This window comes from Aquabacterium sp. (assembly GCF_049317225.1).
GTDB lineage: Bacteria > Pseudomonadota > Gammaproteobacteria > Burkholderiales > Burkholderiaceae_C > Aquabacterium.
The window spans coordinates 49,676-74,891 of record NZ_JBMOIR010000007.1 but is presented as its reverse complement, the minus strand read 5'-3'; the positions used below and the strand labels follow the sequence as shown (position 1 = coordinate 74,891).

The window sequence follows — 25,216 nt, the reverse complement described above, 5'->3', positions numbered from 1 at the left end:
AAGACCTTGAGGCGAGCGCCGAGGGGATCATGAAACCCGCGATTATCCCAGTTTGAGATAATCCCGCACTATGCTGCGAATCACCGAACTGCGTCTGCCCCTGAACCATGCTGAGGACGAACTGCGTCCTGCGGTGGTGGCCAGACTCGGCATCAAGGATGCCCAACTCCAGAATTTCACCGTTTTCAAGCGCAGTTACGACGCGCGCAAGAAGGCGGCCATCGTCCTGATCTACACGATTGACTGTGAGTTGGCCACGCCCGAGCTGGAAGCCAGCCTGCTGCAGCGACTGGCCAAAGACCAGCACATTCGCCCCACGCCTGACACGTCCTACCAGTTTGTCGGACACGCCCCGGCCGATTTCCGCCAGCCCGACGACCTGCGCCCGGTGGTGGTTGGCTTCGGTCCCTGCGGCATTTTTGCGGCACTGATCCTGGCCCAGATGGGTCTGCGCCCCATCGTGCTGGAGCGCGGCAAGGAAGTGCGCGAGCGCACCAAGGACACCTGGGGCCTGTGGCGCAAGAGCGTGCTCAATCCCGAGTCCAACGTGCAGTTTGGCGAAGGTGGCGCGGGTACCTTCTCGGACGGCAAGCTCTACAGCCAGATCAGCGACCCGCGTCACCTCACGCGCAAGGTGCTGACCGAGTTCGTCAAAGCCGGCGCCCCCGAAGAAATTCTGTTCGTGAGCAAGCCGCACATCGGCACCTTCCGTCTGGTCAGCATGGTCGAAAAAATCCGTGCCGACATCATTGCGCTGGGCGGGGAAGTGCGCTTTGAGCAGCATGTCACCGATGTCTTGATCGACGACGGACATGTGCGCGGCGTGATGCTGCAAAACGGCGATCAGATTCGCGCCGATCACGTGGTGCTGGCGCTGGGCCACAGTTCGCGCGACACCTTCAAGATGCTCTACGAGCGCGGCGTCTTCATGGAAGCCAAGCCGTTCTCGATTGGCTACCGTGTGGAGCACCCGCAAAGCATCATCGATGCGGCCCGTTTCGGGCCCAATGCCGGCAACGAACTGCTGGGGGCGGCCGACTACAAGCTGGTCCACCATGCCAAGAACGGCCGTGCGGTCTACAGCTTCTGCATGTGCCCCGGGGGCACGGTGGTGGCGGCCACATCCGAACCCAACCGCGTGGTCACCAATGGCATGAGCCAGTACTCGCGTGCCGAGCGCAATGCCAATGCGGGCATCGTGGTGGGGATCTCGCCGCAGGATTACCGCCAGGACGGCAAAACCGAAGGCCCGGTCAGTCCGCTCGATGGCATCGCCTTCCAGCGTTTCTGGGAGTCGCGCGCCTATGAACTGGGTGAAGGCGACTACAAAGCGCCCGGCGCCCTGGTCGGCGACTTCATCAAGCGCCAGCGCAGCAAGGTGCTGGGCAATGTCGAGCCGTCTTACAAGCCTGGCGTGACCCTGACCGATCTGCAGCAGCCTGGCTTTGGCAGCCTGCCTGACTACTGTCTGGATGCCATCCGCGAGGCCTTGCCCGCCTTCGAGCGCCAGATCAAGGGCTTCTCCATGAAGGACGCGGTCTTGACCGGTGTCGAAACCCGGACCTCGTCACCGCTGCGCATCACCCGTGGCCGTGACTACCAAAGCCTCAACACCAAGGGCTTGTACCCAGCCGGTGAAGGCGCGGGTTACGCCGGCGGCATCATGTCCGCCGGGGTGGACGGCATCGAGGTGGCCGAGGCCGTGGGCGCCGCCATCCTCGGCGTCAAGGCCCCCAGCATCAAGGACTGAGGCCTCAGCCCTTCAGCGGCTGACCCAGATGCCGCAGCAGATCGCGCACGTACTGTGCGCGGTCTTTCGGGTCGGACAAGGCCTTTTCAATGCGCAGCTTGTCGTTGCCCGCCAGCTTGATGTGCTTGTTCTTCTGAACCAGCTCAATGATGCGCATGGGCTCCACCGGCGGATTGGGGCGGAAGGTGATGTTCATGATGCCCGGCGCGGCATCGATCTTGATCACCCCATAGGGCTTGGACTGCACCCGCAGCTTGTGCGTGTCGAACAAGGCTTGCGCCTGCGGGGGCAGCTTGCCAAAGCGGTCCACGATTTCTTCCAGCATCTTCTCGATCTTGTCGAGCGAGTCGGCCGTGGCCAGCCGCTTGTACAAGCTCAGGCGCACGTGCACGTCACCACAGTAGGCGTCGGGCAGCAGGGCGGGGGCATGCAGGTTCACATCGGTGTTGCTGCCAAACATGCCCAGTGGTGAGAGCAGGTCTGGCTCCTTGCCCGCCTTCAGCGAACGCACCGCTTCGGCCAGCATCTCGTTGTAGAGCTGGAAGCCCACTTCCATCATGTTGCCGCTCTGGTTGTCGCCCAGCACTTCGCCGGCGCCACGGATCTCCAGATCGTGCATGGCCAGGTAGAAGCCGGAGCCCAGCTCCTCCATGTTCTGGATGGCATCCAGACGTTGGGCTGCCTGCTTGGTCAGCCCCTCGACATCGGGCACCAACAAATAGGCATAGGCCTGATGGTGAGACCGTCCCACACGACCGCGCAACTGGTGCAACTGCGCCAGACCGAACTTGTCCGCGCGCGAGATGATGATGGTGTTGGCACTCGGCACGTCAATGCCGGTCTCGATGATGGTCGAGCACAGCAGCACGTTGTGGCGCTGGGCCACGAAGTCGCGCATGACGCGCTCCAGCTCGCGCTCGGGCATCTGGCCATGGGCAATGCCGATGCGGGCCTCGGGTAGCAACTCCTGCAGCTTGTCGCGGCGGTTCTCGATCGTCTCCACCTCGTTGTGCAGGAAGTAAACCTGCCCGCCGCGCTTGAGCTCCCGCAACACCGCCTCGCGGATGATGTTGCTGCCCTCACTGCGCACAAAGGTCTTGATGGCCAGGCGTCGCTGTGGCGCGGTGGCGATCACGCTCAGGTCGCGAAGGCCTTCCATCGCCATGCCCAGGGTCCGGGGGATGGGGGTGGCCGTGAGGGTCAGGACATCGATGTCCGCGCGCATGGCCTTGATGGCCTCTTTGTGACGCACGCCAAAGCGGTGTTCTTCATCGATGATGAGCAGGCCCAGGCGCTTGTATTTGACCGACTCGCTCAGCAGTTTGTGCGTGCCCACAACGATGTCGATCGTGCCGTCTTCAATGCCCTGCATTGCCGCCTTGATCTCTTTGGCCGAGCGGAAGCGCGACATCTCTGCCACCTTCACGGGCCACTGGGCAAAGCGGTCGGCAATGTTCTGGTAATGCTGCTCGGCCAGCAGGGTGGTGGGCGCCAGCAACGCCACCTGCTTGCCGCTGGTCACGGCCACAAACATGGCGCGCAAGGCCACTTCGGTCTTGCCAAAGCCCACGTCACCGCAGACCAGACGGTCCATCGGTTGCGGGCTGACCATGTCCTGAATGACCGCATGGATGGCCGCGCGCTGATCGGGCGTCTCTTCAAACCCGAAGCTTGTCGCAAATGCCTCGTAGTCCTGTGGTTGGAAGCGGAACGCATAGCCTTCCCGCGCCGCACGGCGGGCATACAGGTTCAGCAGTTCGGCAGCGGTGTCGCGCACCTGCTCGGCGGCCTTGCGCTTGGCTTTGTCCCATTGAGGCGAACCCAGCTTGTGCAGTGGCGCCTCTTCTGGGCTGACGCCGGTGTAGCGGCTGATCAGATGCAGTTGAGACACCGGCACGTACAAGGTCGCCTTGTCGGCGTATTCCAAGTGCAGGAATTCGGACGGACCATCGCCCAGATCCAGATTGATCAAACCCTGATAACGCCCGATGCCATGGTTGCTGTGCACCACCGGGTCACCCACATTCAGTTCGCTCAGATCCTTGATGAGCGAATCCACATCCGTGGCCTGCTCGGCCTTCTTGCGGCGGCGCGTGGTGGGCGTGGCATCAAACAACTCCGTCTCGGTGACGAAGTGGATGCCCGTGGCCGTGTTCTGTGCGTCATGCCAGATGAAACCCGCGGCCAGAGGCGCCGCCGTGATCGCATGGCGATGGTCGCTCTCCAGAAACGCCTGCAGCGAATCGATGCTGGGCAGGTCAATGCGATGGTCTCGCAGCAACTCCATCAAGCTCTCGCGGCGGCCGGCACTCTCGGCCACCACCAGCACGCGCTGCCCTGACAGGTCTGTCTTGTCGATGTGCTGTTCCAGCTTGCGCAGCGGGTCTTGTCCCCCGCGTTCCACAGCCAGGCTGGGCAGAGGCCGCGCCCATTCCGTGGGCTCGGCACCGCGCACCGCCAACTGCGCATGGTTGCCCATGGCCGTGAAAAACTCGTCCGTCTTCAGGAAGATGTCTTCCGGCGGCAGCAAGGGCCGCTCAGGGTCATGCTGCAAGAAGCGATGGCGTTCACGCGTCTCGGTCCAGAAGCGTTCGATGGACTCGTTGATGTCACCGTGCAGTACCACCGCGGCTTGCTCACCCAGATGCTGGAAGAACGTGGCCGTTTCATCGAAGAACAAGGGCAGGTAGTACTCGATGCCTGCCGTAGCCACGCCGGTGCCAATGTCCTTGTAGATGCGGGATTTGGTCGGATCCCCTTCGATGCGCTCACGCCAGCGGTTGCGGAACTCCGCGCGCGACGCTTCGTCCATCGGAAACTCGCGCCCCGGCAGCAAACGCACTTCAGGAACGGGGTACAGGCTGCGCTGGGTGTCCGGGTCGAACGTGCGGATGGAGTCCACCTCGTTGTCGAACAGGTCCACCCGGTAGGGCACAGGCGAGCCCATGGGGTACAGGTCGATCAATCCGCCACGCACTGCATATTCACCCGGTGACACCACCTGGCTCACGTGGTTGTAGCCCGCCAAGGTGAGCTGGGACTTCAGCGCCGCTTCATCGAGCTTCTGCTTCTGCTTGAAGTGAAATGTGTACGCCGCCAGAAAAGAGGGGGGTGCCAGACGCGTCAGGGCCGTGGTGGCGGGCAACAGCACCACGTCCACTCCAGTGTCTGCCGCCACGCCTTGCTGGATCCGCCACAGCGTGGCCAGCCGCTCGGAGATCAGATCCTGGTGAGGCGAGAACGTGTCGTAGGGCAGCGTCTCCCAGTCCGGGAACACCGCGCAGCGCAACATCGGCTGGAAGAAAGCCATTTCGTCCAGCAGGCGCTGCGCATCCGCCGCATCTGCCGTCAGGATGGCCGTGATCTGCCCCTGGCTTTTGCGGGCCTCGGCAAAACGAGCCAGCAGCAGCGCATCGCCCGAGCCCGTCGGGCGTGGGACGGTGTAGCGTTTGCCGGGGGTGATGGAAGGCAAGGGCAGAGCAGGCAGCATGGCGTTCAGAAATGACAAAGCGCCCGGACAAGCGCTGTGCGGGCGTGAGAAACCTGAAAACAGCCATTTTAGGTGGGGGACAATCTCCCCATGGCTCTCTCGATTGCTTCACACGAATACAAGCCCCGCGCCTTTGCCTTGGTGCCCTGCGCGGGCGTCGGGGAACGCGCCGGCGTGGGCGGCCCCAAGCAATACCACCCCGTGGCCGGCAAGGCCGTGGTCGCGCACACGCTGGATGCCCTGTTGGCCGTACCTCGACTCGACGCTACGCTGGTGGTGCTCTCCCCCGAAGACACTCAGTTCGAGCAACACGCCCCGCACTTCCAATGTTCACGCGCCTGGGTGGCCCGCGTGGGGGGGGCGACGCGGGCAGAGAGCGTCGCCAATGGCCTTCACGAATTGCTCGCCCGAGGGGCGAAGCCCCAAGACTGGGTGCTGGTGCACGACGCGGCCCGATGCCTGATCCAGCCTGACTGGGTGGAGCGCCTGCTCGACGCCTGTGAAGACGATGAAGTCGGCGGCTTGCTCGCCTTGCCTTTGGCGGACACCCTCAAGGCGGCCGTCAAAACCGAGAGTGGCGCCATGCGTGCCGAGTCCACCGTGGATCGGGCCGGCAAGTGGGCCGCACAGACCCCACAAATGTTCCGGTTGGGATTGTTGCGTCCAGCGCTGGTTAGCGCGCTGTCTGATCCTGACACCGCAGCCGCCGTCACCGATGAAGCCAGTGCCATCGAGATGCTGGGGCATCAGCCACGCCTGGTGCCCGGCGCCTATGACAATTTCAAAGTCACCTGGCCCGGCGACTTTGCGCTGGCCGAGCGTTTGCTGACCACGCGCCCCTGATCGCGCGTTGCTTTTGCGCATGAAAAAAGCCCGCCATTGGCGGGCTTTTGTTTGGGGCCGACTTTCGTCTTACCAGGACACTTCCTGCTCGGGCGAGGCCTTGATGCGGTGCAGAGACAAATCGGCACCTTCAAACTCTTCCTCGTGTGTCAGGCGCAGGCCCGCGATCTTGTTGAGGATGCCGTACACCAGGCCGCCTGTGACCAGCGCAAAGGCCACCACACACAGGGTACCCACGACTTGGGTCAGCAAGTTGATGCCACCCGCACCACCCAGCGCCGTCTGGCCGAAGATACCGGCTGCGATGCCGCCCCAGGCGCCACACATGCCATGCAGCGGCCAGACGCCCAACACGTCATCAATCTTCCACTTGTTTTGAACCAGGGTGAACATCACCACAAAGATGGCGCCTGCGATGGCGCCAACCACCAGCGCACCAGCGGGGTGCATGATGTCGGAGCCGGCACACACGGCCACCAAGCCTGCGAGAGGGCCGTTGTACGCAAAGCCCGGGTCGTTCTTGCCCATCAAGACGGCGACCAGCGTGCCACCCACCAAGGCCATCAACGAATTCACCGCCACCAGACCAGAAATCTTGTCGATGGTCTGGGCGCTCATCACGTTGAAGCCAAACCAGCCCACGGCCAGAATCCACGAACCCAGCGCCAAGAAGGGAATGCTGGACGGTGGGTGGGCTGACATTGCGCCATCCTTGCGATAACGGTTACGACGTGCACCCAGAATCAGCACGGCGGGCAAGGCAATCCAGCCACCGAAGGCATGCACCACGACCGACCCGGCAAAGTCATGCAACTGCGCACCGGTCAAGGCCTGCAGCCAGTCTTCAAAGCCAAACTTGTTGTTCCAGATCGCACCTTCGCACAGCGGATACGCCACACCCACGATCACGGCCGTGGCGGCTAACTGGGGACCAAACTTGGCACGCTCTGCAATGCCGCCCGAGATGATGGCGGGAATGGCCGCCGCAAAGGTCAGCAGGAAGAAGAACTTCACCAGCGCATAGCCATTGTTTTGTGCCAACGTGCCGGCGCCTGCGTAGAAGTCCACGCCATAGGCAATCGTGTAGCCCGCAAAGAAGTACACGATGGTGGACACACAAAAGTCCACCAGGATTTTCACCAGAGCATTCACCTGGTTTTTGCCGCGCACCGTGCCGAGCTCCAGAAAAGCAAAGCCTGCGTGCATGGCCAGCACCATGACGGCGCCAAGAAGAATGAAAAGCGTGTCAGCGCCTTGTTTGAGTTGATCCATTGTTGTCATCCAAAAGAACAAAGACGCACCGATCTGAGTCGTTTGCGCCTTTATGGGTCCGCGTGCACTAATGGTAAGCAATTCTCGTGCCCGCTATGGGTGCGCAATGTTTTTGTTTTGTGCAAAAAACAAACCTGTCACCGCGTCGATTTGGTGCAATAGGGTCGGTACATTGACTGTGTGCACCATCGTGGTGCGCGCTTGGTGCGGGGCGCGTCACTGCCCAGCACAACGAGTCAAGCGACAATATCGGCTGGTCACTTGAATCGGAAATTCATCTCATGCAAATGCCACAGATGCGCGTGGGCGAGGGTTGGGATACCCATGCGTTGGTCACCTGTCGCCCTCTGGTTTTGGGTGGCGTGGTCATTCCTCACACCCATGGCTTGCTCGGTCACTCAGATGCCGATGCCTTGCTGCATGCCATCACCGATGCGCTCTTGGGTGCGGCCGGACTGGGCGACATCGGGCGTCACTTCCCAGACACCGATCCGCAGTTCAAGGGTGCTGACTCCGTGGTGTTGCTCAAAGAAGCGTGTCGGCGGGTGCGTGAGGCGGGCTGGGGCATCGTGAATGTCGACAGCACGATCGTGGCCCAGGCCCCCAAGATGGCACCGCACATCGGGGCCATGCGTGAGCGCATCGCTCACACCCTCAATGTGTCGGTCGATGTGGTCAACGTCAAAGCCAAGACCGCAGAAAAAATGGGGCCCGTTGGCGAGGGGCGAGCCATCGAGACACGCGCCGTCTGCCTGCTGTTCAAGGTGCCCGCTTCAGCTTGATGTGAGCCACCAGGCCGCCGCCTTGGGCGTTGCCGAGTTCCAGTTCGCCGCCCATGCGGTGCAGGGCCTTGTCCACAATGGCCAGCCCCAAGCCGGCACCGGTCGCGGCGGTTCGCGCCGCATCCCCGCGGAAGAAGGGGGTGGTCAGTTGCGGCAGCTTTTCCGGGGCCACGCCGGGCCCATGGTCCCGCACACTCAAAATCACCCAAGACCCTGAGCGGGTGTAGCTGACTTCCACATTGGTCACGCCGGTGTAGGTGTTGCGACCATAGCGGCGAGCGTTCTCAAAAAGGTTGGTCAGCACACGGCTCAGTTCGGTTTCATCCGCCATCACCTTAGTGTCAATCGGGAGCTTGGCAGCGATGCGGATACGCTTCGTGTCACGGAACTGGCTGATGGCCTTGTCCACCACAGACGAAACGTTCACCGGCACCAACTCCACCTCACCGGGGCGGGCGTAGTCCATGAACTTGTCAATGATGGCGTCGAGCTGATCAATGTCCGAGGCGATGTTGCGCTTGGCCTCCTCATCGACCACGCTCATTTCCGCTTCCAAGCGCAAACGCGCCAGTGGGGTGCGCAGATCATGAGAAATGCCTGCGAGCATCACTGCACGGTCTTCTTCCACCTTGGCCAATTCGCGGGCCATGCGATTGAAGCCTTGGTTCACCTCACGGATTTCGCGCGTGATCATCGATTCGTCCAGCACCGAGTCGTATTCGCCCTCGCGAATCCGGCTGGCGGCAAACGACAACTCTTTCAGCGGCTGGTTGATCAGTCGGGCGATGATGACCGAGCCCAGCATCGTGGCGATCAAGGCAATCCCAACCCACACGAACCATGTGCGACCGGTCATCGGTTCAATGCGACTGCTGTCGGCCTGAAGCCAGTAGTTGTCCTTTTCGATTTGAAAGCCCACCCACAAGCCAGGCGTGCCATTGACGCTGCTGGCGACCACCGTGGTAGGGCCCAAACGTGACTTCAGCTCGTTGCCGATGGCCTGGGTGAAGCGGCTGACTTCATAAGGCTCGAACTTGTCAGATGGCTCGCGCGGCTTGAGTGTGATGGCCTCCTGATCCGACAGGGTCTTGATCAGGGTGACGCGGTTGATGGCGTCGGCATACCGCAGGCCTGCACGAGACAGATTGACCAGACTGGCGATCTGCTGTGCGGCTTGCACGGCGCGGGGCTCGAATTCCAGCGCACGAAAGGTTTGCACCCATGCCGCGATGCCTGCAATCAACAGCAGGCCCAGCAGGATGAACGTGCGCCAAAAAAGACTCAGCCCAAATAATTTGCGGGGCATGGGTCAGTTCCCGCCGTCCGGCACGAACACGTAGCCCACACCCCATACCGTCTGGATATAGCGTGGCTGAGCGGGATCAGGTTCAATCATCTTGCGCAAGCGAGAGATTTGTACGTCCAAGCTGCGATCAAACGGCTCGAACTCCCGGCCGCGCGCCAATTGCGCCAGCTTGTCGCGAGACAACGGTTGGCGTGGGTGGCGCACCAGCGCCTTCAGCATCGAGAACTCGCCTGTGGTCAGTGCGATGGGTTCACCATCCTTGCTCAGGCGGCGAAGCGCCAGATCAAACTCGAACGGACCGAAGTGAACAGTCTGGGCGTCCTTGGCGGGCGCGCCTGGTGCCTCTTGAGCGGGGCGGCGGCGCAGCACGGCATGGATGCGGGCCAGCAATTCGCGGGGATTGAACGGCTTGGGCAGGTAGTCATCTGCGCCCACCTCCAGACCAACGATGCGATCCACATCTTCCACCTTGGCAGTCAGCATGATGATCGGAGTCAGGTCATTGGCTGCACGCAGACGGCGGCAGATGGACAGGCCATCCTCGCCAGGCAACATCAAGTCCAGGACAATCAGATCGACGGTTTCTCGCGTCAGCAGACGGTTCAGTGCCTTGGAGTCTTCGGCCAACAGCACCTCGAAGCCTTCTTGGCTCAGGTAGCGGCGCAGCAAATCCCGGATGCGAGCATCGTCGTCCACCACGAGCACACGGTCGGGTCGCTGGTTGGTTTGAGTGGGCGTCATCTGCATTCCTCGGAATTTGTAACAAACAAGATTGTGCGTAGTTTCGGGACTGCAAATCCGAACCGCTGACCACCTGTTACAAATCTTGCGGCTGGATGAAATTCACGTCAAGTGCCTGATCCGGTCCTCCGGGCGCGTGCCTGCTGCGTTCAAGTAAGCTCTTGCCCAACAAAAGGAAGGTTGCATGGCATTTCAACACCCACGACGGATGGCGGTGCGTACCGCTGCATGGATGCTGCTGGCTGCCGCCGCGGCGCCGAGCATGGCAGACACCTCTCCCCGCAATGTCGTTCAGTTCAGCACCAGTGCGACGCAGGAGGTCACGCAAGACTTGATGACGGTCACCCTTCAAATCACCAAAGAAGGGGCACAAGCCACCGAGGTGCAGTCCGCCGTCAAGCAAGTGCTGGACGCTGCGTTGAGCGAAGCGAAATCGGCGGCCTCGGCCTCTCAAGGGGGGATGTCGGTTCGCACGGGGCAGTTCTCCATCCAGCCTCGCTACACCAATGGTGGGCGAATCAATGGCTGGCAGGGGAGTGCGCAGTTGCTCTTGGAGGGGACGGACACCACGCGTATCTCCCAAACGGCAGGGAAACTTGCGCAACTGAACATCGTGAATGTTCAGTACGGCCTGTCGCGTGCCTTGCGCGAGCAGCATGAATCCGCATTGACCGAACAGGCAATTTCACGCTTCCGTGCACGTGCTTCGCAGATGGCCGTGGCGTTTGGGCTGAAGGGCTATTCACTGGGGGAAATCAGTGTGTCATCGACCGAACCGGGTTTTGAATCGCGCCCCCCTGTGCTCATGGCCATGCGTGCCAAGACCATGGAGTTTGCCGACGCAGCCTTGCCTGTCGAGCCCGGCAAAGGCCAGTTGTCGGTAACCGTCAGCGGTCAGGTGATTCTGACGCCGTAACACCCATCTGGGGGGCGTCCGGCGAGGGCAGCATGCTGCGCCAGGTGCCATCCACGTAAACCTCGTTGGGCGTGAACTTGGCCTTGTAAGACATCTTGCGGGATTGTTCGATCCAGTAACCGAGGTACAGGTGCGTCAGCCCCAGTTTCTGCGTCTGCTTGATCTGCCACAGTACGCCAAACGTGCCGTAACTGGCCTTGGGGTCTGGATCGTAGAACGTGTAAACCGCAGACAAACCATCGTTCAGGATGTCGACAATCGACACCATACGCAGTGTCCCAATCAGTTGCCCTGTCGCGGGTGGATCGCGGAACTCGATCAGGCGCGAATTCACGCGACTCTGCAGTAGAAACTGCGCATATTGCTCGATGGAGTCCTGATCCATGCCGCCGCCGTGGTGGCGTGACGACTGGTAACGCAGGTAGAGGTCGTAGTGCTCTGCGCTGAATGACAGGCTGCTGACCCTGGCCTCCAGATGCTCATGCTGGGACCAGGCTCGGCGCTGGCTGCGTGTGGGCTGGAAGATGTTGACCGGTACGCGAATCGGGGTGCAATCACGACACCCGTCGCAATGAGGCCGGTACGTGAACAGCCCGCTGCGACGAAACCCCGTGGCGACCAAATCCGAATAAACATCAGCGTTGATCAAATGACTTGGCGTTGCAACCTGTGACCTCGCTGTGCGGCCATCCAGGTAGCTGCACGGGTAGGGTGCGGTTGCGTAAAACTGCAGCGCTGCGAGAGGGAGTTCTTTCAGGTGCGTCACACGCCAATGTCTGCTTCAGGTTTGTCGAGGCCGAGGTGTTCCCAGAGTTTGTCATCATAGAACCACTGTGGCGGTGCAAGCAGATCTCGTACCTTGTCGAGATGCCGCTCAAACTGTTCACGAGGCCAGGGCCGCGCACCCAGCGAAGCAAGGTGCCGCGTTTCTTGCTGGCAGTCGATGACCTCGATGTGGGCCTCTCGGCAAAAGCAGATCAAGGCTGAAAGGGCGATCTTGGATGCATCGGTCCGATGCGCAAACATGGATTCGCCATAGAACATGCGGCCAATGTTGACACCGTACAGGCCGCCCACCAGCTCGCCATCCATCCAGGTTTCCACGGAATGGACGAAGCCGCGTTGGTGCCACATTGCGTAGACCTCTTGCATCTCGGGCACGATCCAGGTGCCTTGCTGGCCCACTCTGGGGGTCTGAGCGCAGGCTCGCATCACGTCCTGGCATGCCGAGTCAATTCGGATTTCGCAACCCGGTGTCCTTCGGAACCGCTGAATGGTCTTCCGCAACGAACGGGAGAGCTTGAACGCATCGACAGGCAGCACCATGCGCGGGTCGGTCGACCACCACAGCACGGGCTGGCCGGGGCTGAACCAGGGAAAGATGCCCTGACGGTAAGCCTCGATGAGTCTGTCGGGGCTCAGGTCGCGGCCAGCCGCCAGCAGGCCAGGCGCCTCGGACTCGGGGCCCAGCGCTTGACTGGTGGGGGGGAGCGGGGCGTCCGGTTCAATCCATTGAATCATGGGCCCAATGATAAAAAAAGCCCGATGGCAAACACCACCGGGCTTGAAAGGTACCAGGAAAACAGTTCACGAGGTACCGAGGAGACAACCTTTCAGGGAGTACCGCTTGTCCAGGGCGGTGATTCTCCGAGTCGAACAAGCGCGCAAAGTTCAAATTTTGTGCGCTTGCTCCATGCAAAGTTTTGTAAGGCGGGACATTTGCCTTACTGCGCCGTCCGCTTAAGCAGCCTTGCGAGGTGTCTTGGAAGCTGCTTGAGTAGCCTTCACAGCGGTGCTGGTGATGGCTTGAAAGTTGGCTTCAGCGACGTCAGCAGCTTGCTTGGCAGCCTTTTGAACGGTGTCAAAAGCGTTGTTGGCGGCGGCCACAGCCGACTTCACCAGCACAACAGCGTTTTCGGTGCCAGCAGGCGCGTTCTTCACGGCGTTATCGACCACCGACACAAACTTCTTCTGGGCTTCGGCCAGTTGTGCTTCAGCCAGCTTGCTCACTTCGGAGCCGGTGGAAGAGGCGATGTCGTACAGATGACGGCCGTAAGCGGCGGCCTTCTCGGCGGAGGGTTGCAGCAGAGCAGTTTGCAGTGCCAGCAGCTCTTGAGCATCCTTGACAGCCATGACAGCCTTGGCGTGCTCGGCCACTTCGTCCATCGAAGTCTTGGCGACTTGCAGATTCAGTTCAACCATCTTTTCGACGCCTTCGAAAGCCTTTTGGCCCAGGTCGAACAGGGTGGTCAGGTTGGCTTTTTGAGCGGCCAGCAGTTGTTCAGCGGTCAGCATGTCGTTTCTCCGTCATTTGATTGGGTGGATTGCCTGCAGCGCCTTTCGGGTTTTGCTGCGTTGCAACATGGTTCGAAGTATAGGGATCTTCCGAATGATTGCAAGTGTTTTTTGTGCGCTGCAGCAAAAAAGTTGGCGCCAAGTTGTTAACGGATGTTGTTGGTCTTCGTGAGCGATTCATGTGTGCCGTTCAAGCGCTTCGCCTACACTTGCGCATCCTCAGTTTTCCAACCTTGTGATCAATCCATCATGAGTCTGCTCAACGTTCCTGCAGGTGCCAAGGCGCCGGACGTCTTCAACGTCATCATCGAGATCCCCGCCAACGCTGATCCGATCAAGTACGAGATCGACCACGAAACCGGCGCCGTGTTCGTCGACCGTTTCATGGGTACGTCCATGCACTACCCTTGCAACTATGGTTATGTGCCTCAAACCATCGCGGCCGACGGTGACCCGGTGGACGTGTTGGTCGTGACCCCGTTCCCTCTGCAGCCTGGCGTGGTGATCCCTTGCCGTCCTCTGGGCATCCTGAAGATGGAAGACGAGGCCGGTGGCGACTCCAAACTCGTGGCCGTGCCGACCGAAAAGATCTGCGCCATGTACAAGGGCATCCAGAAACTGGAAGACCTGCCTGAGTTGCTGGTTCAGCAAATCAAGCACTTCTTCGAGCACTACAAGGACTTGGAGCCCGGCAAGTGGGTGAAGGTCGTGGGCTGGGAAGGCATTGATGCCGCCAAGGCTGAAGTGGTGACCGGTCTGGAAGCCTTCAAGAAACAGCACTGATCGCTGTTCAGCGCCGATCAAGCCGCCGACCTGAAAAGGTCAGGCGGTTTTTTTGTGCCGACTGTTTCTTGTTCGTGTTGTCAATTAACGTCACTCTCAGAGGGGCTTATCCGTGCATCGGGTGATTTGCCAAGTCTTATATAAGACATAAGTCTTTACGTCTGAGGTGAAAACAAGGTAGACTTCGGGTTTTCAAGTACTTCCCACCAACCCGGAGATCTCGTCATGACGAACCTCACCCGTGAACAGCAAATCGCTGCCCTGGAAAAAGACTGGGCCGAAAACCCCCGCTGGAAGCTTGTCAAGCGCGGCTATTCCGCTGCTGACGTTGTGCGCCTGCGCGGCAGCCTGCAGCCCGAGTACACCCTGGCCCAGCGCGGCGCTGAAAAGCTGTGGGAAAAGGTCAACGGCGGTGCCAAGAAGGGCTACGTGAACGCTTTCGGCGCGATCACTGCTGGTCAAGCCATGCAACAGGCCAAGGCTGGTCTGGAAGCTGTGTACCTGTCTGGCTGGCAAGTTGCTGCCGACGGCAACACTTCCGAAACCATGTACCCCGACCAGTCGCTGTACGCTTACGACTCCGTCCCCACGATGGTTCGTCGTATCAACAACACGTTCAAGCGTGCTGACGAAATCCAATGGTCGCGTGGCGTGAACCCTGGCGATGAAAACTTCATCGACTACTTCCTGCCTATCGTCGCTGACGCTGAAGCCGGTTTCGGTGGCGTTCTGAACGCTTTCGAACTGATGAAGAACATGATCGCCGCTGGTGCAGCTGGCGTTCACTTCGAAGACCAGCTGGCTGCCGTGAAGAAGTGCGGCCACATGGGCGGCAAGGTTCTGGTTCCTACCCGTGAAGCCGTTGAAAAGCTGATCGCTGCTCGTTTCGCTGCTGACGTGATGGGCGTGCCCACCATCGTTCTGGCTCGTACCGATGCTGAAGCTGCTAACCTGCTGACTTCTGACTGCGACGACAACGACAAGCCTTTCGTCACTGGCGAACGCACTCAAGAAGGTTTCTACCGCGTCAAGAACGGTCTGGAACAAGCCATCAGCCGTGGCGTTGCTTACGCTCCTTACGCTGACTTGGTGTGGTGTGAAACTGGCGTGCCTGACATCGGCTTCGCTCGTGAATTCGCTCAAGCCGTTCACGCCGCTTGCCCTGGCAAGCTGCTGTCGTACAACTGCTCGCCTTCCTTCAACTGGAAGAAGAACCTGAACGACGCTCAAATCGCTTCGTTCCAGGAAGAGCTGTCGGCTCTGGGCTACAAGTACCAGTTCATCACCCTGGCTGGTATCCACGTCAACTGGTACAACACCTTCCAATTCGCCCACGCTTACGCTCGCGGCGAAGGCATGAAGCACTACGTCAACATGGTGCAAGAGCCCGAATTCGCGGCTCGCGACAAGGGTTACACCTTCGTGTCGCACCAACAAGAAGTGGGTGCTGGCTACTTCGACGACGTGACCACCGTGATCCAAGGTGGTTCCTCTTCCGTGAAGGCCCTGACCGGCTCGACCGAAGAAGAACAATTCCACTGATCTGCGATGTGAGGTCCGCTCTGGCGGATCTCCCGTCCACTCAGCAAGGCCACCCTCGGGTGGCCTTTTTCTTTGTCTGGCGAAACTCTGTGACTCCAGTTCAGAACTTGAGTTTGACTCCCGTGCCAATTGCCCATGCCTGTCGGCGGGGTTCGAGGGGGGATGAACGTGGCCAGAAGTGGCCGACGACGACCTCACCGATCACAAAGTCTTTGTGAACGGGTTGCGACCATTTGGTTTGTAGTCCGTAGTCGGCAACTGTGACATCGTTGCCAATCACGCCGCCCATCAGTGCTTCGAGGGACAGGACGCGTTGCTCGCCAAATGACTTGTAGGTGCCTACGCTGCTCGACCAGGCCGCGTCTTTGCTGCTTTGTGTGACAGTGATGGCGTTCAGCCACCGGAAGTTCAAAGTGTTGGATAACGCATGATCGTACGAGATGGCTGTGGTCGAGCCAATCCGATCAGCTACGCTGTAAAACACGGTTTCCCTGAACTCCACGCGGTCGTCCGGTGATAGTTGCCAGGGGTGTCGATAGCGCGCTTGACCATACGGCTTGAGTCCGCCTCTGAAACCCAATCGCAAATCGACTGACTCTCTGATGGTCGTGCCAATTCCGGCAAAGAAGGTGTTGTCTCGGTTGTCGTTTCTCAATAGTTGTTGCTGACGTGAGAAGGTGTCAGGTTGGTCGGTCACGATCTCTCGTCGGTCATCGTTTCCGATGAAAAGGTAAGAGTGTGATTCGAGGTTGGGTAGCTTGAACCGAGCTTTGAATCTGATGCCGGTTGTGGAGGGTTGGTCTTCACGCTTGTAGACCGTCCAGCCCAATTCCCCGTTGCTCACCTTGCCGCCCTCTGAGAATGGTTTTTCGCCGAACCAACTGTCCACACCGCTGGCCAGCCATTCAACGGATGATCGAACGTGTTGCTGTGTGGTGGTCAGTACGGTGTCGGTTGTGCTTTCAGTGCTGCCTGATTCGCTTGTATATGTCGCCTCTTGCGCTGCCGCGGGCTGGCTGAATGCGACGAACAATGCGGCGCAAATGGCAGTCAGTTGGTGCGTGGATGTGGGGTGGTATGCGGGCATGCCTGGCAAAACGGGGTGAAGAATGGTTTGTGTGTCAGCATACCCCTGAAGCGGTCATTGGCGGGTGTGATGTTGGCAGCGCTACAATAGTGCCCCAGCACTTAGACGGGTGCGTACCTTTACTTGCCAGTAAGAAAAGTAGAAAGGCGCAGACGGTTATGACACCGCGAACGACGAAAGTCACCTCCAGTTTTGTCGAGGTTTAGTCGGCGGGCCGCTGCTTTCGCATTTCTCTCATCTGACAAGAAAGCGCGGCGAACCCCGCGCTTTTTTTGTTGCCTGTCGCTTCTGGTGGTGGGCGCATCAAGATCCCAAGGTTGAAACAATGATCTCTATTCAGTTGCCTGATGGCTCCAAACGCGAATTCCCGGGTCCTGTAACGATTGCTGAGGTGGCCGCCTCCATTGGTGCAGGTCTGGCTAAAGCCGCGCTCGCAGGTCGCGTGGGGCAGGGCGATGGTGCTCGTCTGGTGGATACCAGTTTTCTGATTGAGGCTGACACGCCTCTGGCCATCATCACCGAGAAGGATGCGGACGGTCTGGACATCATTCGTCACTCGACGGCCCACTTGTTGGCTTATGCGGTGAAAGAGTTGTTCCCGGATGCGCAGGTCACCATTGGCCCAACCATCGAAGACGGCTTCTATTACGACTTCGCTTACAAGCGCCCCTTCACGCCGGAAGATCTGGAGGCCATCGAAAAGAAGATGGCTGAGTTGGCGAAGAAGGATGAAAAGGTCGAGCGCAAAGTCTTGCCGCGTGATGAGGCCGTGGCCTACTTCAAGGGGTTGGGCGAGCACTACAAGGCCGAGATCATCGAAAGCATTCCGGCAGACCAGGATGTGTCCCTCTACAGCGAGGGTGCATTCACCGATCTGTGTCGCGGCCCCCACGTGCCGAGCACGGGCAAGCTCAAGCATTTCAAGCTGATGAAGGTGGCGGGCGCCTACTGGCGTGGCGATCATCGCAACGAGCAGTTGCAACGCGTCTACGGCACGGCCTGGACGTCCAAGGACGATCTGGCTCAGTACCTGCATCGCCTGGAAGAGGCTGAAAAGCGAGATCACCGCAAGCTGGGTCGTGAATTGGATCTGTTCCACATTGACGACCATGCGCCTGGTGTGGTGTTCTGGCACCCCAAGGGCTGGACCGTGTGGCAGGCGGTCGAGCAATACATGCGTCAGGTTTACCGTGACAACGGTTACGACGAGGTCAAGGGTCCCCAGATCATCGACAAGACGCTGTGGGAGAAGACCGGTCACTGGGACAAGTACCGTGACAACATGTTCACCACCGAGTCGGAAAAGCGTGACTACGCGCTCAAGCCGATGAACTGCCCGGGCCACATCCTGATCTTCAATCAAGGCATCAAGAGCTACCGTGACCTGCCGCTGCGTTACGGTGAGTTCGGTCAGTGCCATCGCAATGAACCCACTGGCGGTCTGCACGGCATCATGCGCGTGCGTGGCTTCACGCAGGATGACGGCCACATCTTCTGTACCGAAGATCAGATCTTGCAAGAGTGCGTGGACTTCACGGCCTTGCTGCAGAAGGTCTACCAGGATTTCGGCTTCACCGACATCATCTACAAAGTGGCGACCCGCCCCGAGGCGCGTATTGGCTCGGACGAGATCTGGGACAAGGCTGAAAACGCCTTGATGGAGTCGCTGCGAGCCACGGGTAGTGAGTTCACGATTGCGCCGGGTGATGGTGCGTTCTATGGACCGAAGATCGAGTACACCTTGAAGGATGCCCTGGGTCGCCACTGGCAGTGCGGCACCATCCAGGTGGACTTCTCCATGCCTCAACGCCTGAATGCCGAGTACGTGGCGGACACCAGTGAACGCAAGCATCCCGTCATGCTGCACCGCGCCATCCTGGGTTCGTTGGAGCGTTTCATCGGGATTCTGATCGAGCAGCACGCGGGTTCGCTGCCCGTTTGGTTGTCGCCTGTGCAGGCTGTGGTGCTCAATATCACCGATGCGCAGGCTGATTACGCGCAAGAAATTGCCAAAACGCTCCAGAAACAAGGACTTAGAGTCCAGCTGGATTTGCGCAACGAAAAAATCACGTATAAAATCCGCGAGCACTCGTTGCAGAAGGTGCCGTACTTCATCGTTGTCGGTGACAAGGAGAAGGCCGATGGCACCGTCGCCGTGCGCGCTCGGGGCAACCAAAACCTCGGCGTGATGTCGCTGGCAGACTTCTCCGCGAAGATCGCACAGGACATCGCCAGCAAGGCCTGACGCATGAAGCGCTTTGTACTGCATTCGCAGTCAGGGCGCTTTTGTGCTGGGTTGTTTGAGCGCGGATTCATGGTTAACCGGTGCGGTGGCCCAGTGGGCGCCGTGGCCTGAAGGAATTTGACATCGCTAACTTTTTTGACCGCCGTACGCGCAATGATGAGCGCAAGCATCGGCTGAATCGTGAAATCACTGCTCCCGAAGTCCGTCTGAACGGACCCGAGAACGAGCCCCTCGGTATCGTCAGCATTCAGGAAGCCCTGCGCCTGTCCGCCGAACACGACGTGGACTTGGTTGAGGTGGCTGCCCAGGCCGATCCGCCTGTGTGTCGCCTGATGGACTACGGCAAGTTCAAGTATCAGGAACAGAAGAAGGCTCACGACGCCAAGCTCAAGCAGAAGGTCATCGAAGTCAAGGAAATCAAGTTCCGTCCCGGTACTGACGATGGCGACTACAACATCAAGGTTCGCAACCTGCGTCGCTTCCTTGAAGAGGGCGACAAGGGCAAAGTGACCCTCCGTTTCCGTGGCCGTGAAATCACGCACCAGGAACTGGGGATGAAATTGCTGGAGCGTGTGCGCGATGATCTGGCTGATTGCTCGGTCGTCGAGAACATGCCGAAACTGGAAGGGCGCCAGATGATCATGGTGCTCGGCCCGAAAAAGAAGAAGTAATTCTTCTGAGAGAATGCCGCTTCGGTCAAACGAGGCGACAACCGGGGTGGTGGTTTGGTCGCCGCTACTCACGGACCAAGTGCCTGCAGGCTATCAAGACACGGAAGTGGTATCCGTGGCGCCTGGCAGGAACAACGTAAAAGGAGCAGAACATGCCCAAAATGAAGACCAAGAGCAGTGCGAAGAAGCGTTTTCGCGTGCGTCCAGGTGGCACCGTCAAGCGCGGTCAAGCCTTCAAGCGTCACATCCTGACCAAGAAGACCACGAAGAACAAGCGTCAGCTCCGCGGCGCTGTGAACGTGCATGAGACCAACATGGGCCACATGGCTCAGATGCTGCCTTTCGCTGGCCTGTAATCGGCTACGCAAAAGAACAGTAAGTCTCGAATCTGGTTTAGATAGTCAACGCCGAAGGAGTCACACATGCCTCGCGTCAAACGTGGTGTAACAGCCCGCGCTCGTCATAAGAAAGTTCTCGCCCTGGCCAAGGGTTTCCGTGGTCGCCGCAAGAACGTATACCGCATCGCCAAACAGGCAGTCATGAAGGCAGGCCAATACGCCTACCGTGACCGCCGTGCCAAGAAGCGCGAATTCCGCCGTCTGTGGATCGCTCGTATCAATGCCGCTAGCCGTGCTCTGGGTCTGACCTACAGCAAGTTCATGGCTGGCATCAAGAAGGCATCGATCGAAATCGACCGCAAGGTGCTGGCTGACCTCGCCGTCAACGACCCTGCCGCTTTTGCTGGCATCGTTGAAAAGGCCAAGGCTCAACTGGCTGCTTAATATTTAAGCGGGCAGCAAGATGCTGCGCCAGCCATGCTGCAACGGTTTGCCCGTGGCGGCAGGCTGGTGATCTAAAGGCCAACAGTTTGTTGGCCTTTTTTTTCGACATAAGACCATGAACGATCTCGACGCACTGGTGCTGTCGGCCCAAGAGGCCTTCGCAGCCGCCGCTACCCCCGCAGACCTGGAAAACGCCAAGGCCCGATTTTTGGGCAAGTCCGGCAGCGTGACCGAGTTGCTCAAGGGCATGGGTGCCCTGAGCCCCGAAGAAAAGAAAACTCGTGGTGCGGCCATCAACCAGGCCAAGCAGCGCGTCGAGGCTGCTTTGAACGAGCGTCGCCAGGCGTTGGCCGATGCCGAGCTGGCGCAACAACTGCGCGCCGAGAGCCTGGATGTGACCTTGCCCGGTCGCCGTCGAGGCGAGGGTGGTTTGCATCCTGTGTCTCTGAGCATTGAGCGCATTGAAGGCATCTTCGGCTCCATGGGGTTCGATGTGGCCGATGGTCCCGAAATCGAAGCGGACTGGTTCAACTTCACGGCCCTGAATACGCCGGAAGACCATCCCGCCCGCTCCATGCACGACACCTTCTATGTGGAAGGCGGTCATTTGCTGCGTACGCACACCAGCCCGATGCAGGTGCGTTATGCCGTCCAGCACGTCAAGCGTCACGCCGAGTTGCTGGCCAAGGGCGAGCGCATGCCGGAAATCCGCGTGATCGCTCCCGGTCGCACCTACCGTGTGGACAGCGATGCCACGCACTCGCCCATGTTCCACCAGTGCGAAGGCCTGTGGATTGGCGAGAGCGTCAGCTTTACAGACCTGAAGTCTGTGCTGGGGAATTTCTTCAGCACCTTCTTCGAGACCGACGACTTGGACATCCGTTTCCGTCCGTCGTTCTTCCCCTTCACCGAACCTTCTGCCGAAGTGGACATCGCCTTTTCGTCAGGTCCGCTGAAGGGGCGCTGGCTGGAAGTGGGTGGCGCCGGTCAGGTGCACCCGAACGTGGTCCGCAACTTCGGGCTCGACCCCGAGCGGTACATCGGCTTTGCGTTCGGTTTGGGCCCGGATCGACTGACGATGCTGCGCTACGGCGTCAACGACCTGCGCCTGTTCTTTGAAGGCGATCTGCGTTTTCTGCAGCAATTTCAGTAACGGGCACTGAATCATCCTGCTGGAGGATCGACATGACCACTGCCACATCCATTCGTGCTTGGGCGGCGCAAGCGGCCCACAAACCACTGGTGCCGTTTTCGTATGAACCTGGCCCTTTGGGCGCTGAAGAGGTGGAAATCCGTGTCGAGCACTGCGGGGTGTGTCACTCTGACCTGTCGGTCATCGACAGCGAATGGGGGCCTGCAGCGTATCCGACCGTGGGTGGCCACGAGATCATTGGTACAGTGGTCGCCACGGGTGCTCAAGCGCGAGGTTTGCGCCTGGGGCAGCGTGTGGGCTTGGGCTGGAACTGCAGCAGTTGCATGAGCTGCCCAAATTGCTTGGGCGGTCAGCCGCAATTGTGCCGTGTGGCGCAACCGACCATCATGGGTCACCACGGCGGCTTTGCCGAGCGGGCGCGTGCCCATTGGCTGTGGGCGTGCCCGATCCCCGATGGGCTGAGCGCAGCCAAGGCGGGCCCGCTGTTGTGCGGTGGCGTGACGGTGTTTTCTCCCTTCCTCAATCTGGACATCAAGCCTACGCATCGCGTGGGGGTGGTGGGTATCGGCGGGCTAGGGCACCTGGCCCTCAAGTTCGCGCGGGCTTGGGGCTGCGAGGTCACGGCGTTCACATCGAGCGATGCCAAGCGGGATGAAGCCCTGCAGATGGGGGCGCACCGTGTGGTCTCCAGCGTGGATCCGGATGCCATGAAGGCCATTCGTGGCCGCTTGGATCTGGTTCTGGTGACGGTGAATGTCATGCTGAACTGGAAGGCGCTGATGAGCACGCTGGCACCGAAGGGGCATCTGCACTTGGTGGGCGTGCTGCCGCAACCCATGGAGGTGGATGCCTTGCCGCTGATCAGCGGGTTGCGCAGTGTGTCGGGCTCGCCCACGGGTTCTCGACAAGACATCGACACGATGCTGGAGTTTGCTGCTCGCCACGGCATTGAGCCGCAGACCGAACATTTCCCAATGAGCCGCATTAATGAGGCGCTGGACCATGTCCGCGCCGGCAAGGCTCGTTACCGCGTGGTGTTGGACGCCGATTTCGATCAGGCCTGAGACCCACCACGTCACACCGAATATCTGATTCCAAGGATCTAAGACATGCAATTCCCCGAGTCCTGGCTGCGTCGTTTCTGCAACCCTGACCTCACCAGCCAGCAACTGGCTGACCTGTTGACCATGGCCGGTCTGGAGGTGGAGGAGTTGGATCCGGTGGCCCCACCGTTTACCGGTGTGGTTGTGGCGCATGTGCTGGAAGTGGCCAAGCACCCGGATGCTGACCGTTTGAACGTCTGCAAGGTGGATGCTGGCACGGGCGAGGTGCTGCAGATCGTGTGCGGCGCACCCAATGTGCGTCCAGGCATCAAGGTGCCTTGTGCCACGATCGGTGCCGAGTTGCCCCCTGGCCCGGACGGCAAGGTGTTTGTCATCAAGAAGGGCAAGCTGCGCGGTGTCGAGAGCCACGGCATGCTGTGCTCGGCCAAAGAGCTGGGGGTGTCAGAAGAGTCCAACGGCTTGCACATCCTGGCGGACGATGCACCTGTCGGTCAAAACATCCGCGAGCACCTGCGCCTCGACGATACGCTGTTCACGCTCAAGCTCACACCCAACCTCGCGCACTGCTTGAGCGTGGCGGGCATCGCGCGTGAAGTGTCCGCCCTGACCGGGGCGCCGTTCACCTTGCCCGCCATTGAGCCGGTCAAGCCGACGGTGGATGCTGCCTTGAAAGTCGCGGTGCAGTCGCCGGATCTGTGTGGCCGTTTCGCCGGCCGCGTCATCTGTGGCGTGAACCCGCAAGCCAAGACGCCCGACTGGATGGTGGAGCGCTTGGCCCGTTGTGGTCAGCGTGCCGTGTCGGCGTTGGTGGACATCTCCAACTACGTGATGTTCGAACTGGGTCAGCCCTCGCATGTCTTCGATCTGGACAAGATCCAGGGCGATCTGCAAGTGCGTTGGGCCAAGGCCGGCGAAACCTTGAAGCTGCTCAACGGCAACACGGTGACGTTGGACGAGCAGGTGGGCGTGATCGCGGATGGTCAGCAGGTGGAATCTCTGGCGGGCATCATGGGCGGTGACGCGACCGCCGTGGGTGACGACACCCGCAATGTGTACCTGGAGGCCGCGTTCTGGTGGCCCAAGGCGATTGCCGGTCGCGCACGTCGCTACAACTTCTCGACCGATGCGTCGCACCGTTTCGAGCGTGGCGTGGATGCAGCGCCCACGGCGCAGTATCTGGAGCGCATCACGCAACTGATCCTGGAGATCTGCGGCGGTGAAGCCGGTCCCGTCGATGACCAGATCATTCAGCAGCCTGCACGTACGCCCGTGACCCTGCGACTGACGCGTGCGCAGCGCGTGATCGGCATGCCGGTGACGCAAGGCGAATGCGAAACCGTGTTCCAGCGTCTGGCCTTGCCGTTTGAGGTGCTGGAAGTGCAAGGCGATGTGCATTTCGTGGTGACGCCGCCGAGCTGGCGTTTCGATTTGCAGATCGAAGAAGACCTGATCGAAGAAATCGTGCGCGTGGTGGGCTTTGACAAGCTGCCCAAGCGCGCCCCCAAAGCGCCGGTCACTCCCTTGGTGCGTCCGGAAGGTCGCAAGAGCCTCTACGCTGTTCGTCGCGGTGTGGCTGCACGCGGCTACCAGGAAGTCATCACCTTCAGCTTCGTGGAAGAGCGTTGGGAAGCTGAGTTGGCGGGCAATACCAACCCCATCCGCGTGCTCAATCCTATTGCCAGCCCTCTGGCGGTGATGCGCTCGTCAATCGTGGGCAGCCTGGTCGACATCCTCAAGAACAACTTGGCGCGCAAAGCCGAGCGCGTGCGCCTGTTTGAGGTGGGCCGGGTGTTCCTGCGCGATGCGTCGGTGGTCGACGGCGACCAAACCGTGGGCGGCTTCCATCAACCGGTTCGTGTGGCGGGCCTGGCTTATGGCCCCGCCGATGCACTGCAGTGGGGCTCGGCCTCGCGCAACGTCGACTTCTTTGACGTCAAGGGTGACGTGGAAGCGCTGTTGGCGCCTCGTCAACCCAGCTTCGTTGCCACCGAGCATCCTGCGTTCCACCCAGGCCGTTGCGCTCAGGTGGTGATCGACGGCAACGCTGTGGGCTTTGTGGGTGAACTGCATCCCAAGTGGCGCCAGTCTTACGATCTGCCTCAGGCCCCTGTGCTGTTTGAGCTGGATGCCGATGCACTGACGCAACGTGTGGTGCCTGCGTTCACCTCGGTGCCCAAGATGCAGTCGGTGTACCGCGATCTGGCCCTGGTGGTGACCGAGTCGACAGCCCATGACGCCCTGATCGCTGCCATCACCCAAGCCCCGACCGATGGGCTGGTGCGCGGTGCCCGCCTGTTCGACATCTACAAGCCCAAGTCTGCGGTAGCCGGTATCGCAGACAACGAGCGCAGCCTGGCTGTGCGCGTGGAGTTGCGCGACGACGAACAGACCCTGACCGACGAGCGCATCGAGACAGCCATGCAGGCCGTGTTGGCCTCTTTGGCTGAGCGCGTCGGTGCACGGGTGCGCGGATAAGACCCTTTGGGAGGGCCAG

Annotated in this window: 21 protein-coding genes; 13 read left to right on the top strand and 8 right to left on the bottom strand. The window is 60.1% G+C overall.

Annotation, left to right across the window (positions count from 1 at the left end):
- Positions 1 to 70: 70 nt before the first annotated feature.
- A complete protein-coding gene (locus tag ACOYNB_RS07065) occupies positions 71 to 1,750 on the top strand; it encodes an NAD(P)/FAD-dependent oxidoreductase (protein WP_422838407.1) in 1,680 nt (559 codons plus the stop codon).
- 4 nt (positions 1,751 to 1,754) lie between these two features.
- Here ACOYNB_RS07065 and mfd read toward each other — a convergent pair whose 3' ends face one another.
- Positions 1,755 to 5,240 carry a transcription-repair coupling factor gene (mfd, locus tag ACOYNB_RS07060; protein ID WP_422838406.1) on the bottom strand — a complete coding sequence of 1,162 codons (3,486 nt, stop codon included), beginning with the start codon at positions 5,238 to 5,240 and terminating at the stop codon, positions 1,755 to 1,757.
- Between the two features lie 90 nt (positions 5,241 to 5,330).
- Here mfd and ispD point away from each other — a divergent pair, with 90 nt between their 5' ends.
- Positions 5,331 to 6,083: a 2-C-methyl-D-erythritol 4-phosphate cytidylyltransferase gene (ispD, locus tag ACOYNB_RS07055; RefSeq protein ID WP_422838405.1), complete on the top strand. Its 753-nt coding sequence runs from the start codon at positions 5,331 to 5,333 to the stop codon at positions 6,081 to 6,083.
- Positions 6,084 to 6,152: 69 nt separating this feature from the next.
- On the opposite strand, the gene ACOYNB_RS07050 is transcribed toward ispD, so the two are convergent.
- Positions 6,153 to 7,355 (bottom strand): ammonium transporter, encoded by a 1,203-nt coding sequence (locus ACOYNB_RS07050; protein ID WP_422838404.1) that lies wholly within the window; start codon positions 7,353 to 7,355, stop codon positions 6,153 to 6,155.
- Positions 7,356 to 7,636: 281 nt separating this feature from the next.
- Here ACOYNB_RS07050 and ispF point away from each other — a divergent pair, with 281 nt between their 5' ends.
- Positions 7,637 to 8,137, top strand: coding sequence for a 2-C-methyl-D-erythritol 2,4-cyclodiphosphate synthase (gene ispF / locus ACOYNB_RS07045; RefSeq protein ID WP_422838403.1), 501 nt, complete (start codon positions 7,637 to 7,639; stop codon positions 8,135 to 8,137).
- Here the strand turns inward: ispF and ACOYNB_RS07040 are convergent.
- Both ACOYNB_RS07040 and ompR read right to left on the bottom strand, forming a co-directional pair.
- Positions 8,115 to 9,443 carry an ATP-binding protein gene (locus tag ACOYNB_RS07040; RefSeq protein ID WP_422838402.1) on the bottom strand — a complete coding sequence of 443 codons (1,329 nt, stop codon included), beginning with the start codon at positions 9,441 to 9,443 and terminating at the stop codon, positions 8,115 to 8,117. The genes ispF and ACOYNB_RS07040 overlap by 23 nt on opposite strands.
- Positions 9,444 to 9,446: 3 nt before the next feature.
- The gene (gene ompR, locus ACOYNB_RS07035; protein WP_422838401.1) at positions 9,447 to 10,184 is read right to left on the bottom strand and encodes a two-component system response regulator OmpR; all 738 of its coding nucleotides are present in this window, start codon (positions 10,182 to 10,184) and stop codon (positions 9,447 to 9,449) included.
- A gap of 184 nt (positions 10,185 to 10,368) precedes the next feature.
- On the opposite strand from ompR, the gene ACOYNB_RS07030 reads away from it, so the two are divergent.
- Positions 10,369 to 11,100 carry an SIMPL domain-containing protein gene (locus ACOYNB_RS07030; protein ID WP_422838400.1) on the top strand — a complete coding sequence of 244 codons (732 nt, stop codon included), beginning with the start codon at positions 10,369 to 10,371 and terminating at the stop codon, positions 11,098 to 11,100.
- Here ACOYNB_RS07030 and ACOYNB_RS07025 read toward each other — a convergent pair.
- The 3 genes from ACOYNB_RS07025 to phaP all read right to left on the bottom strand — a co-directional run bounded on the left by ACOYNB_RS07025 (position 11,072) and on the right by phaP (position 13,395).
- A complete protein-coding gene (locus tag ACOYNB_RS07025) occupies positions 11,072 to 11,866 on the bottom strand; it encodes an arginyltransferase (RefSeq protein WP_422838399.1) in 795 nt (264 codons plus the stop codon). The two genes, ACOYNB_RS07030 and ACOYNB_RS07025, sit on opposite strands and share 29 nt — an antisense overlap.
- Complete coding sequence (gene aat / locus ACOYNB_RS07020) at positions 11,863 to 12,621, bottom strand: leucyl/phenylalanyl-tRNA--protein transferase (RefSeq protein ID WP_422838398.1); 759 nt, start codon at positions 12,619 to 12,621, stop codon at positions 11,863 to 11,865. Before aat ends, ACOYNB_RS07025 begins: the two co-directional genes overlap by 4 nt.
- 219 nt (positions 12,622 to 12,840) lie before the next feature.
- The gene (gene phaP, locus ACOYNB_RS07015; RefSeq protein ID WP_374256471.1) at positions 12,841 to 13,395 is read right to left on the bottom strand and encodes a TIGR01841 family phasin; all 555 of its coding nucleotides are present in this window, start codon (positions 13,393 to 13,395) and stop codon (positions 12,841 to 12,843) included.
- A gap of 249 nt (positions 13,396 to 13,644) precedes the next feature.
- Here phaP and ppa point away from each other — a divergent pair, with 249 nt between their 5' ends.
- Together ppa and aceA are read left to right on the top strand one after the other, a co-directional pair.
- Positions 13,645 to 14,178 carry an inorganic diphosphatase gene (ppa, locus tag ACOYNB_RS07010; RefSeq protein ID WP_422838397.1) on the top strand — a complete coding sequence of 178 codons (534 nt, stop codon included), beginning with the start codon at positions 13,645 to 13,647 and terminating at the stop codon, positions 14,176 to 14,178.
- A 225-nt stretch (positions 14,179 to 14,403) separates the two neighbouring features.
- Entirely contained in the window at positions 14,404 to 15,720 is a 1,317-nt protein-coding gene (aceA, locus tag ACOYNB_RS07005; RefSeq protein WP_374256467.1) for an isocitrate lyase, read from the top strand.
- A 100-nt stretch (positions 15,721 to 15,820) separates the two neighbouring features.
- On the opposite strand, the gene ACOYNB_RS07000 is transcribed toward aceA, so the two are convergent.
- A complete protein-coding gene (locus ACOYNB_RS07000; RefSeq protein WP_422838396.1) occupies positions 15,821 to 16,753 on the bottom strand; it encodes a hypothetical protein in 933 nt (310 codons plus the stop codon).
- Positions 16,754 to 17,132: 379 nt separating this feature from the next.
- On the opposite strand from ACOYNB_RS07000, the gene thrS reads away from it, so the two are divergent.
- The 7 genes from thrS (at position 17,133) to pheT (ending at position 25,197) form a co-directional block, all read left to right on the top strand.
- Complete coding sequence (thrS, locus tag ACOYNB_RS06995; RefSeq protein WP_422838395.1) at positions 17,133 to 19,052, top strand: threonine--tRNA ligase; 1,920 nt, start codon at positions 17,133 to 17,135, stop codon at positions 19,050 to 19,052.
- 122 nt (positions 19,053 to 19,174) lie between these two features.
- Entirely contained in the window at positions 19,175 to 19,723 is a 549-nt protein-coding gene (gene infC, locus ACOYNB_RS06990; protein ID WP_422838453.1) for a translation initiation factor IF-3, read from the top strand.
- Between the two features lie 152 nt (positions 19,724 to 19,875).
- Positions 19,876 to 20,079 (top strand): 50S ribosomal protein L35, encoded by a 204-nt coding sequence (gene rpmI, locus ACOYNB_RS06985; protein ID WP_028601240.1) that lies wholly within the window; start codon positions 19,876 to 19,878, stop codon positions 20,077 to 20,079.
- 66 nt (positions 20,080 to 20,145) lie between these two features.
- Positions 20,146 to 20,505, top strand: coding sequence for a 50S ribosomal protein L20 (gene rplT, locus ACOYNB_RS06980; RefSeq protein WP_374256462.1), 360 nt, complete (start codon positions 20,146 to 20,148; stop codon positions 20,503 to 20,505).
- A gap of 115 nt (positions 20,506 to 20,620) precedes the next feature.
- Positions 20,621 to 21,658 carry a phenylalanine--tRNA ligase subunit alpha gene (pheS, locus tag ACOYNB_RS06975; RefSeq protein WP_422838394.1) on the top strand — a complete coding sequence of 346 codons (1,038 nt, stop codon included), beginning with the start codon at positions 20,621 to 20,623 and terminating at the stop codon, positions 21,656 to 21,658.
- A 32-nt stretch (positions 21,659 to 21,690) separates the two neighbouring features.
- On the top strand, positions 21,691 to 22,722 hold the full coding sequence (gene ahr / locus ACOYNB_RS06970) for an NADPH-dependent aldehyde reductase Ahr (protein WP_422838393.1): 1,032 nt from the start codon (positions 21,691 to 21,693) through the stop codon (positions 22,720 to 22,722).
- 45 nt (positions 22,723 to 22,767) lie between these two features.
- Positions 22,768 to 25,197, top strand: a complete 2,430-nt coding sequence (gene pheT / locus ACOYNB_RS06965) for a phenylalanine--tRNA ligase subunit beta (protein ID WP_422838392.1) — start codon at positions 22,768 to 22,770, stop codon at positions 25,195 to 25,197.
- Positions 25,198 to 25,216: the final 19 nt, after the last annotated feature.